Annotated in this window: 11 protein-coding genes; 8 read left to right on the forward strand and 3 right to left on the reverse strand. The window is 61.6% G+C overall.

Annotated elements, in window-relative coordinates:
* A partial coding sequence (locus tag VIE67_RS11610; protein ID WP_332026368.1) for a TonB-dependent siderophore receptor occupies window positions 1-1,487 on the forward strand: 1,487 nt, incomplete at its 5' end.
* Window positions 1,488-1,597: 110 nt separating this feature from the next.
* Here VIE67_RS11610 and VIE67_RS11615 read toward each other — a convergent pair.
* Genes VIE67_RS11615 through VIE67_RS11625 form a run of 3 tightly spaced genes read right to left on the reverse strand, consistent with a single transcriptional unit; the run spans window position 1,598 to window position 5,077 of the window.
* Entirely contained in the window at window positions 1,598-2,653 is a 1,056-nt protein-coding gene (locus VIE67_RS11615) for a sugar phosphate isomerase/epimerase family protein (RefSeq protein ID WP_332026370.1), read from the reverse strand.
* A gap of 39 nt (window positions 2,654-2,692) precedes the next feature.
* Window positions 2,693-3,364, reverse strand: a complete 672-nt coding sequence (locus tag VIE67_RS11620) for a gluconate 2-dehydrogenase subunit 3 family protein (RefSeq protein WP_332026372.1) — start codon at window positions 3,362-3,364, stop codon at window positions 2,693-2,695.
* Between the two features lie 36 nt (window positions 3,365-3,400).
* A complete protein-coding gene (locus tag VIE67_RS11625) occupies window positions 3,401-5,077 on the reverse strand; it encodes a GMC oxidoreductase (protein WP_332026374.1) in 1,677 nt (558 codons plus the stop codon).
* A 181-nt stretch (window positions 5,078-5,258) separates the two neighbouring features.
* On the opposite strand from VIE67_RS11625, the gene VIE67_RS11630 reads away from it, so the two are divergent.
* The 7 genes from VIE67_RS11630 (at window position 5,259) to VIE67_RS11660 (ending at window position 12,940) form a co-directional block, all read left to right on the forward strand.
* Window positions 5,259-6,443 (forward strand): Gfo/Idh/MocA family protein, encoded by a 1,185-nt coding sequence (locus tag VIE67_RS11630; protein WP_332026376.1) that lies wholly within the window; start codon window positions 5,259-5,261, stop codon window positions 6,441-6,443.
* Window positions 6,443-7,684 (forward strand): nucleoside permease, encoded by a 1,242-nt coding sequence (locus VIE67_RS11635; protein ID WP_332026433.1) that lies wholly within the window; start codon window positions 6,443-6,445, stop codon window positions 7,682-7,684. The genes VIE67_RS11630 and VIE67_RS11635 overlap by 1 nt, the downstream gene beginning before the upstream one ends.
* 45 nt (window positions 7,685-7,729) lie before the next feature.
* Entirely contained in the window at window positions 7,730-8,620 is an 891-nt protein-coding gene (locus VIE67_RS11640; protein ID WP_332026378.1) for a sugar phosphate isomerase/epimerase family protein, read from the forward strand.
* A 39-nt stretch (window positions 8,621-8,659) separates the two neighbouring features.
* The gene (locus VIE67_RS11645; RefSeq protein WP_332026379.1) at window positions 8,660-9,556 is read left to right on the forward strand and encodes a hydroxypyruvate isomerase family protein; all 897 of its coding nucleotides are present in this window, start codon (window positions 8,660-8,662) and stop codon (window positions 9,554-9,556) included.
* Window positions 9,557-9,585: 29 nt separating this feature from the next.
* Window positions 9,586-11,385 carry a GMC oxidoreductase gene (locus tag VIE67_RS11650; protein ID WP_332026381.1) on the forward strand — a complete coding sequence of 600 codons (1,800 nt, stop codon included), beginning with the start codon at window positions 9,586-9,588 and terminating at the stop codon, window positions 11,383-11,385.
* Window positions 11,386-11,459: 74 nt separating this feature from the next.
* Complete coding sequence (locus tag VIE67_RS11655) at window positions 11,460-12,026, forward strand: gluconate 2-dehydrogenase subunit 3 family protein (protein ID WP_332026383.1); 567 nt, start codon at window positions 11,460-11,462, stop codon at window positions 12,024-12,026.
* A 113-nt stretch (window positions 12,027-12,139) separates the two neighbouring features.
* Window positions 12,140-12,940, forward strand: coding sequence for a 3-keto-disaccharide hydrolase (locus tag VIE67_RS11660; RefSeq protein ID WP_332026385.1), 801 nt, complete (start codon window positions 12,140-12,142; stop codon window positions 12,938-12,940).
* Window positions 12,941-13,028 lie beyond the last annotated feature (88 nt).

Raw genomic sequence — 13,028 nt, forward strand, 5'->3', positions numbered from 1 at the left:
GTCTGCGCGTAAACGTTGCGGGCGGCGACCTGCGCACGGCGGCCGACCACCAGGACGGCGACCGCAAACTAGGCGCGTTTGCGTTCGATTGGCGCGCCACTGATCGACTCGGCTTCAAGCTCGATTACGAAAATTTTTCGAAGAACATCGTAGAGAACTCAGCGATTGCGCTGCTACCCGCGGTCAACAACCAGATCGTGTTGCCGCGAATTCCGGATGCGAGCAAGCTTATTTCGGGTTCGTGGGCGAACAACAAAGCGAGTGCGGAAAATGCTCTATTCCGCGGCGACTACATGATTTCCGACAATTGGGCGGCGGTGCTCGAATGGGGCCGCGCCGAAACGGATCGCAACGCACGCGACTTCACCGCGATGACGAAATACAACGTGATGACCGGCGCGGGCACACTGAGCGAGTCGTTGTCGCGCGGAGTCGTCTATATCAACAACAATTTCCGCGCCGAGATCACCGGACGCGTGCAGGCGGGGTTCCTCGACAACGAAATTTCGTTTGGCTTCATGCAGAACCTGCGCGACCAGAACAACCCGACCACGCAAAGCTACAGCATCGCGCAGAATCTGTACGCTCCGATCATGTTGCCGGAACCGCTTTATACGGTCGTGCCGACCTACAAACCGCAGAGTATCGTCGACAAAGGCCTTTACGTCTTCGATCGCATCCGACTGGGCGACGACTGGCAGGTGCTCGCCGGTGCGCGTCGCACCGACTACACCGACACCACAACCACGTCGCCGGAATACAAGATCAACAAGACCTCGCCATCAGTCGGCGTTATCTACAAGTTCCGCGAAGATACCAGCATTTACGCAAACTATATCGAAGGCCTGGAAGAAACCGGCTCCGCACCCGTGTCGGCAGTCAACGCGCTGATGACGCTACCGCCCGCGGTGAGCAAGCAGAAGGAATTTGGCGTGCGCACCGAAGCCGTGCAAGGCATCACCGCCTCGGCGTCGCTTTTCGAGATTGAACGTGGCTCGGCCTACGTCAACTCCGCAAATGTATTTGTCGCCGACGGACGCACTCACTATCAAGGCCTGGAGCTTTCGCTCAACGGCGAGTTGACGCCGGAATGGTCGCTGTATGCGTCAGCCTTGTTGCTCGACGCCAATCTGCGCAAGGCACAAAACGTCGCGCTGATCGGCAAGACGCCGGAAAACACGCCGAGAACCACGGGAAGCTTGTTCGCGGATTACCACCCGGATGCGCTCGCGGGCTGGAGTTTCAACGCCGGCGCCTACTACACCGATCGGCGCTCGGTGAACAATTTTGACCAGGCCTACGTACCGGGCTATGTGGTTTTCAATGCTGGCGTGCGTTATGTGACCCGCTGGTGGGATCAGAAAACAACCTTGCAGCTCAACGTCGAAAACCTGGCCGACAAGAGCTACTGGAGTGCTGCCGGCGCCGGCTATCTCGGCTTCGGCAAGCCGCGTACCGTCAAGTTCACCGGCAAGATCGATTTCTGAATCGATCACGTCGTTTAAAATATACAAATAAAAATATACGCACGACCTGCCCCGTGCAAAGGCGCCGTTGCGTGCGGTCAGTGTGTCGCACGCTTCGGCGCTTTTGTATATCAGGAAATTCCGAGAATGCGGCGATTGAGCACTGTGTCCGTCCTGGTGCCCGCAAAATCATCGAACGCGCGGTCGGTGACGCGGATGATGTGATCGCGGATGAACACCGCTCCTTCGCGCGCGCCATCTTCCTGATGTTTCAGACAGCATTCCCATTCGAGCACGGCCCAGCCGGGGAAATCGTATTGGGCGAATTTGCTGAATACGCGGCCGAAATCGATTTGGCCGTCGCCGAGCGAGCGAAAACGTCCCGGCCTGTCGATCCAGTCCTGATAACCACCATATACGCCCGAGCGCCCGTTCGAATGGTATTCGGCGTCCTTGACATGAAACGCGCGAATGCGCTCGTGATAGATATCGACGAAGGCGAGATAGTCGAGCTGCTGCAAGACGAAGTGGCTCGGGTCGTAGAGGATATTGGCGCGCGGATGCTGATCGACGCATGCGAGGAAACGTTCAAAGGTAATTCCGTCGTGCAGATCTTCGCCGGGGTGAAGTTCGAAGCACAGGTCCACTCCGGCTTCGTCGAAAGCATCCAGGATCGGGCGCCAGTGCTTGCCCAGTTCGGCAAACGCGTCCTCGACCAGTCCGCGAGGGCGCTGCGGCCAGGGATAGAACAAATGCCAGGCGAGCGCGCCGGAAAATGTCGCGTGCGCCTTCAAACCAAGATTGCGGCTCGCACGTGCAGCCAGCTTGAGCTGGTCGACGGCCCACTGCTGGCGCTCGGCGGGGCGACCGCGCAGTGTCGGCGGCGCGAACCCATCGAACAGCGCATCGTAGGCCGGATGCACCGCCACCAGTTGTCCTTGCAGATGCGTCGAGAGCTCGCTCACGCACAAGCCGTGCTGCGCCAGCATGCCGATGAGGTCGTCGCAATAGGTCTGGCTTTGCGCGGCTTTGGCCAGATCGAACAGGCGAGTATCGAGCGTCGGAATCTGGAGGCCTTGGTAGCCCAGCGATGCCGCCCATGCCGCGATGGTTTCGAGCGAATTGAACGGCGGTTTGTCGCTCGCGAATTGCGCGAGAAAAATGCCGGGACCCTTCAAGGTGTTCACGTAATTACCTCATGACCGATGGCGAGCGCGACGGAAACTTCAAGGATGCGCTGCCCAGGCCGGATCGCCGGGCGCGTAGGGAAGGCAGGGATCGAAGCGGCCCGGCGTCTCGACGTAATGCTGCGCCTTGGTGCAACCGATCTCGGAGGTGAAGTAACCGAGCAGCGCGAGCTCCTTCATCATGCGGAAGTAGTGGACTGGCGCCCAGATACTCGCATCCGCCTCACTGACTGCCATGCCGGGCTCCACGGGCAAGGGTGCCAGCCCTTTTTTCCGGCGCTCCGCCGCTTCGCGCGCGTCCATCACGCGCTTCTGTTCGCGGTCGAGCGTCGTGAGTACAGCCAACCGCTGCTGCGGCGTGGCCGCCATGAACGTGACGTTGTTCGCCTGCTTCATCGCCGCGTCCAGCTTGCGCATGCCTTCGCGGAAGATTACCCGCTCCGCAGGACTGTAGCTGTCGGTCACCATCAGCGCCATGAAAGCGCCGGTCTTTGCCGCCTTCGCACCCGGTGTCTTCGTTGCGGGAAGAATCGTTTCGGCGATCTCGTCGAGAAATGCGATATCCGCGGCGGTGAATTCTCCGACCGTTTCCCCGACGGCTGGGCTTGCCTTCTCCAATGCGGTTAACAGCCTGCTCCCTCCGACGAAGGCGACTCCTCCGAGCAAGACGCTTACGCGACGAATCGCCTCACGGCGATCGATCAGTCGCACCGGTTGCGTATCGGATGGCATATTCATGGCGTCAGCTCAGAGGTTGCGGCGATTGAGTTCGTTTACGGCGAAGTCCACCGCGCGCGCGGTGAGCGCCATGTAGGTGAGTGAAGGGTTCTGACACGCGGTTGAGGCCATGCAGGCGCCGTCGGTGACGAAGACATTCGGTGCATCCCACACCTGATTGTGCGCGTTGAGCACCGAGGTCTTCGGATCGCGTCCCATGCGTGCGGTGCCCATCTCGTGGATGGCAGCACCCGGCCAGGACTCGTTGTCGTAAGTCTGCACCCGTTTCGCTCCGGTGCGTTCGAGCATCTCGGCCATGTCGGAGATCATGTCCTTGCGCATCAGGCGTTCGTTCTCGCCCATGGCGCAATCGATCTTGAGCACCGGCAGGCCCCACTTGTCCTGCCTGGCCGTGTCGAGCCCGACGTTGTTGGCGTGATTGGGCAGCATTTCGCCGAAGCCGGTGGCGCCCATCATCCACGGGCCCGGCGCCGTCATCTCGTCCTTGAACGCCGCGCCCACACCGAGTTCCTTGACCGCTCGCGACCAGCCATCGCGGCTCGCGGCGCCCTGGTAGCCGAAACCGCGCAGATAGCCGCGTTTGTCGCCGAACAGATTGCGATAGCGTGGGATGTAGATCCCGTTCGGACGGCGGCCGTAGTAGTACTTGTCGTCGAGGCCCTCGATGTACCCTTCCGCGCCGCAGCGAAAGTGGTGATCCATAAGGTTGTGCCCGAGTTCGCCGCAACTGCTGCCGAGTCCGCCCGGCCAGATGTCCGTCGCCGAGCGCATGAGCAGCCATGCCGAGTTGAGCGTGGATGCGCAGATGAAGACGATCTTCGCCGTGTAGTCGGTCGTCTGCTCGGTGACCGCATCGAGGACGCGCACGCCGCTGGTGCGCTTGCGATCCTTGTCGAGCAGAACCTCGGTCACGATCGACCAGGGTTTGAGCGTGAGATTTCCAGTCTTCATCGCGGCAGGCAGGGTGGAGGACTGTGTGCTGAAGTAGGCGCCGTAAGGGCAGCCCAGCCAACAGGCGTTACGATATTGGCAAGGCGCGCGCCCTTCGAGCGCCTTGGTTGCGTTCGCGGTGCGTCCGATGATGATTTGGCGCTTGCCGCCGAAGGCTTTCTTGAGCCGGCCGGCAACCAATTCCTCGCCGCAGTTGAGCGGCATCGCCGGCAGGTATTGTCCATCGGGGAGCTGCGCCAGCCCATCGCGCGAGCCGGAGATTCCCGCGTGCTTTTCCACGTGGTCGTACCAGGGCGCAAGCTCGTGGTAGCGGATCGGCCAGTCGATCGCGATACCGTCGCGCGCGTTAGCTTCGAAATCGAAATCGCTCCAGCGATAGCTCTGGCGTCCCCACATCAGCGAGCGGCCGCCGACCTGGTAGCCGCGAAACCAGTCGAAGCGCTTCACTTCCGTATAAGGCGACTCCTGCTCGTTGACCCAGAAGCCGAGATTCTTTTCGTTGAGCACATCCCGATTGAGCACCTGGTAGGCTTCTTCCATCGCATACGTCTTGCCGCCGCGGTGCAGATATTCCCAGGGCGCCTTGGTGGCGTTGACGTAATCCTTGATGTGCTCGACATTGCGCCCGCGCTCCAGGAGCAGCACGCGCAACCCTTTCTCGGTCAGCTCCTTCGCCGCCCAGCCGCCGGAGATACCGGAGCCAACCACAATCGCGTCGTAGCTTGCAGACTGCATTATCGTTACCTGCCTGATTGCGCCGGAAGTGCACGAGCACTTCAAGTGATCGTTCGCTTCGCGCCGAAGGCTACATGATCCTCGACCGGCGCTACTTTGTCATATCTTACGGGTGGCGCGAGAGGTCATAATGCGCCACAAGGCACGATAAGTACGCCATGGTCATACGCGGAAAAACGTTGTGAAAAATCTCGGAATGGGTCTGGTCGGTCCCGGGTTCATCGCCGCCCATCACCTCGACGCCGTGCGGCGTCTGGGCAATGTCGACATCGTGGCCATCGCCGGATCGAACTTGGCCTCGGCACAAGGCAAGGCGCGCGAGTGGCATGTTGGCCATGCCTACGCCAGCTACCTAGAATTGATCGACGATCCGCGCGTGGACGTCGTGCACAACACCACGCCCAACCATTTGCATTTCGACGTCAGCATGGCGGCGTTGCGCGCGCGCAAGCACGTGGTGTCGGACAAGCCGCTGGCGACAAACGCGGAACAAAGCCGTGTCCTGCATGAGGCTGCCGTGCAGGCGGGCGTCGCCCATGTGGTGACGTTCAACTATCGCGGCAATCCGCTCGTGCAGCAAGCGCGCGCGATGATCGGGCAAGGCGAATTGGGCGAGCTGAAGTTTCTGCACGGCCATTATCTGCAGGATTGGATGACCGATCCGAATGTGTACTCCTGGCGTTCGGATCCGCAGAAAGGCGGCGCGAGTTCGGCCCTCGCCGATGTCGGCTCGCACTGGTGCGATCTGGCAGAACATGTCAGCGGGTTGAGGATATCCGCCGTGCTCGCCGATCTCACGACCGTGGTACCGGTGCGTTACTCATCCGGCGCATCAGCGCAAGCATTCTCCGGCACCGTTGGCGAGACGCGCGAGCGCATCGATGTAACCAGTGAGGATCTCGGCAGCGTCCTGCTGCGTTTCGACAACGGCGCCAAAGGGTGCTACTCGGTAGGACAGGTGTTGCCGGGGCATAAAAACGATCTGCAACTCGAAGTGAATGGACGCTCCGCATCGCTGCGCTGGCAGCAGGAGCGGCAGAACGAACTCTGGATCGGCCGCCATGCCCAACCGAACTCGCTGCTGATCAAGGACCCTGCTTTATTGGCCGGCGATGCGCGGCGTTACGCACATTTGCCCGCCGGTCATCAGGAGGGCTGGGCCGATGCGTTTCGCAATGTGATTGCCGATGCCTATGCGTGGATTGCCCACGGTGGCGCACCGGAAAAGAAACCGACCGCGCTGGCAACGTTCGCCGACGGCTATCGCAGCAGCTGTTTGATCGAAGCCATGTTGCGCAGCCATTCGCGCGGCGGCGCTTGGGAAACCGTCGAACCTAACGCAACGACCGACAAGGGCCAATCATGATGACGACCATCAAGTCGCGTTTGGGTCTGATGATGTTTCTGCAGTATTTCATCTGGGGCGCGTGGTACGTGACCCTGGGCACCTGGCTGGCGACCTCGTTGCATTTTTCGGGTCAGCAGATCGGCTGGATCGCCGGCACCACGGCGGTCGGTGCGATCATCTCGCCGTTCTTTGTCGGTCTGATCGCCGATCGCGCGTTCGCCACGCAGCGCTTGCTCGGTGTGCTGCATGCGCTGGGGGCCGCGCTGCTGCTGCTTACCTCGTGGCAATCGTCCTTCGTGCCGTTTTATATCGCGGTGCTGTTCTATTCCCTGTGCTATATGCCCACGCTCGCGCTGACCACGTCGCTGGCCATGCGCCAGATCAAGGATCCGCAGCAGGAGTTCGGCATGATCCGCGTGTTCGGCACCATCGGCTGGATCGTCGCCGGCCTGATCATCGGCTCACTCGGCCTGGAAGCGACGGCGATACCGATGCGCGTTGCCGCGGCAATGTCGGTGCTCATGGCACTCTATTGCTTCACGTTGCCGGACACACCGCCGCTCGCGCGCGGCACCGATTTCAAGTTGCGCCAAGTCATTCCGCTCGAATCGCTGCAGCTGCTGCGCGGTCGATCGATGGCGGTGTTCGCCTTGGCGTCGTTTCTGATCTGCATCCCGCTGCAGTTTTACTACGCGTTCACCAATCTGTTTCTCAACGAAATCGGCGTCGTCAATGCGGCGGGGAAAATGACCGGCGGCCAGATGTCCGAGCTGCTGTGCATGCTGCTGATCCCGTGGTTCTTCCGCAGGCTCGGCGTGAAATACATGCTCGGCGTCGGCATGCTGGCCTGGGCCGTGCGCTATGCGATGTTCGCGTTCGGCAACGCCGATGCGCTGATGTGGATGCTGTGGCTGGGCATCGTGCTGCATGGCATCTGCTTCGATTTCTTTTTTGTCGTCGGCCAGATCTATATCGACCGCGAGTCGCCGACCGCATTGCGCGCGGCCACCCAGGGTCTGATCACGTTCATCACCTACGGCGTGGGCATGTTCGTCGGCGCGTGGCTGTCCGGCCGCATCGTCGACGCCTATGCGCACACCGGCGCCAATGGCGTGGTCGCGCATGACTGGCAAGCCATCTGGACGTTCGCGGGCGTTTGCTCGGCGGTTGTGCTCGTGCTGTTCCTGCTGGCATTTTCGGAAAAGAAACGGGTTGTCCCGGCGCGCGCCGGCGGCGAAGCATCTTCGGTGCCGCTCTGAGCGATAGCGGGCTGCGGACTTGAGGAGACATCAAGTATGAAAACCATGTCGCGCAGAAAATTTCTCGCCCAGTCCGGTGGGCTCGCTGCGGCACTTGCATGGCTGCCGCGCAGCGCGCAACCCAATCCGCTGGGCCGTCCGGTGGGCATTCAGCTCTACGCCGTCAACGCGGCCATGCAACAGAACCCGCTGGGAACGCTGAAGAAGATTCGCGAAATCGGCTTCGGCGAAGTGGAGACGGCCGGCTTCGGCAAACTTTCGGCCAGGGAATTTCGCAAGCTGCTCGACGACACAGGTCTGGTCTGTCCCAGCGGCCATCTGCCGTTCGACATCGATAATCTGGGGCCGACTTTCGACGATGCGCATGCGCTGGGCGCTCGCTACGTTACCAGTGGAGGGTTGCGCTCGAGTTTGCGCCCGCCGATCACATGGTCCGCTCCGGCGATGACTTTGGATGAGGCGAAGCGCACGGCGGAACTCGCCAATCGCATCGGCGAGAAAGCGAAGCAGGCCGGATTGCAGTACGCCTATCACAACCACGATATCGAGTTCGCCGATCAGGGCGGCACGATCGGCTACGATATCCTGCTGCGCGAGACCGATCCGCAACTGGTGAAGTTCGAAATCGACTGCGGCTGGATGGTCGTGGGCGGCCGCAATCCGATCGACTATTTCAAGAAGTATCCGAATCGGTTTCCGATGATTCACGTCAAGGACTTTCTGCCGTCGCGCGACAAGACTGCGGAAGCCGGCAGCGCGCCCGCACATCCCGGCGCCGAACTGGGCCACGGCATGATCGACTACAAACCGATTTTCGCCGTTGCGGAAAAGGCCGGCCTGCAACACTACTTTGCCGAGCAGGAGGGGCCGTTCGTGCGCATGAGCCAGCTGCAGGCGGCGCAACAGGCTTACGCTTATTTGCATGCTATCGGTTGAGCCCAGGCCATCCGCGCGATTTGTAATCTGGAGAGACGCATGCCCGACAACTCCCCACGTGTGAGTCGCCGCACGGCGTTGGGTGCGCTTGCCGGCGCTGCCGGCGCCCTCGCCACCCGGCAAGCCGCTGCGATGTCTGCTGCGACCGGGAGTTCGACTGCACCCACCGGCCGCCTCAAACAATCGGTGTGCCGCTGGCCGTATGCGCGCACGCCGCTGCCCACGTTGTGCCGTCGCGCAAAACAGATTGGACTCGCGGCGATCGATCTGCTGTATGCGGACGAATGGGCTGTCGCGCAGGATGCCGGTCTCGCGGTTGCCATGGGCTATCCGAGCCGACGCGAGAAATTCAACGAGACCGGGTTCAACGATCCCGTCAACCACGCGTTGCTGCTGAAGGAGCTCGAAACGGCGCTGCCGCTCGCCGCACGCGCGCAGCTGCCGAATGTCATCGCCATGTTCGGCAATCGTGTTGCGGGCATCGGCGACGATGCGGCGATCGCGAGCTGCGTCGCTGGCTTGACGAAGATTGCACCGCTCGCCGCCGAGCATGGCGTCACGATCTGCATGGAACTGCTCAACAGCAAGGTGGACCACCCGGGCTACCAGGGCGATCGCATGGCCTTTGGCCTCGCGGTCATGCGCGGCGTGAACTCACCGCACGTAAAATTGCTGTACGACATCTATCACATGCAGATCATGGAGGGCGATGTCATCCGTACGATTCGCGACAACATCGACTGGATCGGGCATTTTCACACCGGCGGTGTTCCCGGTCGCCATGAGATCAATGCCAGTCAGGAACTCAACTATCCGGCGATCGCAAAGGCCATCGCGGATCTGAACTATCAGGGCTATATCGCGCACGAATTCGCGCCCACGCGCGCCGACCCTTTCGCTTCGCTCACCGAAGCCTTCCGGCTATGCTCGGCATAAGCGCGCGTCGCGCGGCCTGAGTTTGACCGATGCCTTTCATCACGACCGCAGCAACCGAAAAAGAAACCTACGACGTGATCGTCGTCGGCTCCGGCGCGGGCGGTGGCCAGACCGCGTACACCTTGACGATGGACGGCGCGCGCGTGCTGATGCTCGAGGCCGGACGCAAATACGATCCCGTCGCCGAGACGCCGATGTTCCAGACGCCCGACTTGGCGCCGCTGCGGGAAGAAGGCACGTCGGACAAGCCGTTCGGTTTTTACGACGCCACCATCGACGGCGGCTGGGATGTGCCCGACGAGCCCTATGTGCAGACGAGTACCGACGATGCCGGGCGTTTCGATTGGTGGCGCGCGCGCATGCTCGGCGGACGCACCAATCATTGGGGACGCATTGCGCTGCGCGACGGACCTTACGATTTCAAACCTTATTCGCGCGACGGTCTGGGTTTCGACTGGCCGATCTCCTACGCGGAAATGGCGCCGTACTACGACAAAGTGGAGTTGCTGGTCGGCGTCTACGGCGCCAACGATGGACTTGAGAACACGCCCAATTCCTCGCCGGGCTGCTTGCTGCCGCCGCCGAAGCCGCGCGTCAGCGATCTGCTGATTGCCGCGGGCGCGCACAAGCTCGGAATTCCCGCGATCGCCGGGCATCGCGCGGTGCTCACCCAGCAACTGGACTGGAAGAACTCGCCGGCGCGATTGCATCCGGGAAATCGGGCCGCGCAGAAGATCATCGCTGCCGAAATGCAACGCCGCGCCGCGTGTTTCTGGGCGACACCTTGCGGGCGCGGCTGCTCGATTCGCGCGAACTATCAATCGACGACGGTGCATTTGCCGCCCGCACTGGCGACCGGCAAGCTCGATATCCTGACCGATGCGATGGTGTACGAAGTCACGCTCGGCAAGAACGGAAACGCAACGGGCGTTGGCTTCGTCGACAAGGCCACGGGCACGCAGCGGCACGTTGCCGCGCGCGCGGTGGTGCTCGCCGCCAGTGCCTGCGAATCCGTGCGCATTCTGCTCAATTCGAAATCCACGCAGTTCCCGAATGGACTCGGCAACTCCAGCGGCAAGCTCGGCAAGTACCTCATGGATACGGTCGGTACGAGTCTTTCGGGACAGGTGCCGCTGCTCGAAAGCCTGCCGCCGCACAATGAAGACGGCGCCAGCGGCGGTCACATGTATACGCCGTGGTGGCGGTACGGCGACGCGAGCAAACTCGGCTTCGCGCGCGGCTATCACATCGAGTTCGGCGGTGGCAGAAGCATGCCCGGCCTCGGCACGGCCGCCGGCCTCGAATGGCTGACCGGCGGCAGCTACGGCGCGAAGTTCAAGCAGGACGCGCGCCGCTACTACGGCTCGTTTGTCGGCTTCGACGGCCGCGGCGAGATGATCCCGAACGAGCATTCCTACTGCGAAATCGATCCGACAGTGAAAGACAAGTGGGGTATTCCCGTGCTGCGTTTCCATTGGCAGTGGTCGCAGCACGAGACGCGTCAGGCGGCGCATATGCAGAAGACGTTTGCCGAGATCATCGGGGCCATGGGCGGGCGTGTGCACGGGCGCGTCGAAACCGATGGCGCCAAGGCGATCGCGCCGGGCGGCAGCATCATCCACGAAGTCGGCGGCGCGATCATGGGCGCGGATGCAAAGACGTCGGTCACCGATCGCTGGTGCCAGACTTGGGGCGTGAACAACCTGTTCCTCGCCGATGGCGCGCCGTTTCCCTCGAACGCGGACAAGAATCCCACACTCACAATCATGGCCAACGCCTGGCGCGTGGCCGACCAGATTCTCGAACGCATGCGTCGCAAGGAGCTGTGATGGACCGCCGCACGACGATCAAGTGGATGTTGGCAGCTTCGGCATCGCTGCCTTTCTTGCAGGGCTGCGCGGCAGTGGCAAGACGTGCCGTCTTCTCAACGACCGCCCACGTTCCGACCGCGAAGGGATACGGCACCGATCCGAAACTGCTCGATGCGTACAAGCCGGGCGAACTGTGGCCGCTCACGTTCACGCCCGAGCAACGCCGTAGCGCAACCGTCCTGTGCGATCTGATTATTCCGGCCGACGACACATCGCCCAATGCCTCTGCGGTCGGCGTCGTCGATTTTCTCGACGAATGGATCAGTGCCCCGTACAAGCCGCAGCAACACGACCGCAAGACCGTGCTCGACGGCTTGCAATGGCTGGATCGCGAGTCCGCGCAGCGATTCGCAAAAACTTTCGCAGCACTGAATGAGGTGCAGCAAAAAACCATCTGCGACGACATCTGCCACGCGGCGCAAGCCAAACCGCAATTCGCCGAGGCCGCAAAATTTTTCGCGCGCTATCGCGACCTGACGGCGGGCGGGTTCTACACCACGCCGCAAGGCCGCGAGGATCTGCAATATGTCGGCAACACGCCGCTCACGAGCTTCGAAGGTCCGCCGCTCGAAGTCCTGAAAAAAGTAGGCCTTGCCTGATCGTCGATACAGCAGGCCCGGAAGCGCGCTAGCATTCCATTGATAAATGTGACGTTGCAATTCGAACTGACGAGGAACGCGTAATGAAGAGTCGACAAGTTGCGATCAGAAACATGACGCTGGCGGTTCTGACACTGGCCCTGGGCTTCGGTGCTTTGTCCGCCGCCGCGCAGTCCCCTGCGGCCGGCGCAAGCAAAGCAGATGCACCCGATCCGAAAGCCACCGAGCAGTGGGAGCCCGTTCCGCCGATTGTGTCGCCCGGTGCGACCGTCAGCGCTCCGCCTGCGGACGCGATCGTCCTGTTCGATGGCCGCAACCTGGATCAATGGGTTTCGACAAAAGATCACTCGCCGGCGCGCTGGAAGGTCGGCGATGGCGTCATGACCGTGGATAAAGCGTCCGGCAATATCGAGACGAAGCAGGTCTTTGGCAGCTATCAATTGCATCTCGAATGGCGGATTCCCAAGGACATCACCGGAGAGGGGCAACTGCGCGGTAACAGCGGTCTGTTCCTGGCCTCGACCGGCCCCGGCGACGCTGGCTACGAAATCCAGATACTCGACTCGTGGAAAAATAAAACCTACGTCAACGGTCAGGCCGCGAGCATCTACAAGCAGGCGCCGCCGCTGGTCAACGCGATGCGCCCACCGGGTGAATGGCAAACCTACGACGTGGTGTGGACGGCGCCGACCTTCGCAACCGACGGAACGCTCAGGAGCCCGGCATACGTGACGCTATTTCACAATGGCGTCCTCGTGCAAAACCACTTCCAGCTGACAGGCGAAACCGTCTATGTCGGAAAACCCACGTACCGCGCGCATCAACGCGCGGCGATCAAGCTGCAGGCCCACGGCGACCCATCGGCTCCGATCAGCTTCCGCAATATCTGGGTGCGCGAGCTTGATGGTGGCTGAGAGCAGTGGAGTCTTGAAAGACCTGCGGCAGAAGAATCGTGTGCGCGAACAGGTACAGCTTGTAAGACCAGCTGGTTAGGCCTAGCAG

The organism is Rudaea sp., assembly GCF_036560865.1.
In the GTDB taxonomy this organism is placed as follows: Bacteria; Pseudomonadota; Gammaproteobacteria; order Xanthomonadales; family Rhodanobacteraceae; genus Rudaea.

Bases quoted from the DNA above. Each gene is read 5' to 3' on its own strand.
- VIE67_RS11625 (WP_332026374.1), bottom strand. From the start codon at position 5,077: ATGCAGTCTGCAAGCTACGACGCGATTGTGGTTGGCTCCGGTATCTCC.
- VIE67_RS11635 (WP_332026433.1), top strand. From the start codon at position 6,443: ATGACGACCATCAAGTCGCGTTTGGGTCTGATGATGTTTCTGCAGTAT.
- VIE67_RS11640 (WP_332026378.1), top strand. From the start codon at position 7,730: ATGTCGCGCAGAAAATTTCTCGCCCAGTCCGGTGGGCTCGCTGCGGCA.
- VIE67_RS11645 (WP_332026379.1), top strand. From the start codon at position 8,660: ATGCCCGACAACTCCCCACGTGTGAGTCGCCGCACGGCGTTGGGTGCG.
- VIE67_RS11650 (WP_332026381.1), top strand. From the start codon at position 9,586: ATGCCTTTCATCACGACCGCAGCAACCGAAAAAGAAACCTACGACGTG.
- VIE67_RS11660 (WP_332026385.1), top strand. From the start codon at position 12,140: ATGACGCTGGCGGTTCTGACACTGGCCCTGGGCTTCGGTGCTTTGTCC.